1 other RNA gene is annotated in these 278 nt (G+C 57.9%); it reads right to left on the bottom strand.

The window, feature by feature from the left end:
* Nucleotide 1: 1 nt before the first annotated feature.
* Nucleotides 2-271: a transfer-messenger RNA gene (gene ssrA / locus GQA99_RS20485) on the bottom strand.
* Between the last annotated feature and the right edge of the window lie 7 nt (nucleotides 272-278).

The following is a 278-nucleotide window of genomic DNA, read 5'->3' on the forward strand; positions in this document are numbered from 1 at the left end:
GCACCGCATCTACATGTGTAGCCGATAGTTTCAGTTTCGCAACCGTCCACGCCCACCGGCAGGCTTAGAACAGCCGCTAGCCCAGGATTGTCTCGTCCCACGCCGCTGAGCACCGGCGTGGAACCAGCCCGCTGCATCGCGCCATTCCACCCCCGCGGGCCTCAGGTGGAGGAACGTCGCAGTTAATTAAGCTGCGAGTGCCAGTTCTTGATTGGCAGTTACATTTTCCCAGAAGTTTAACGAGTTCCTAGGAGCTCGACATGCACCGATGACTTCAG

This window comes from Shewanella litoralis (assembly GCF_009828585.1).
Taxonomy (GTDB): domain Bacteria; phylum Pseudomonadota; class Gammaproteobacteria; order Enterobacterales; family Shewanellaceae; genus Shewanella; species Shewanella litoralis.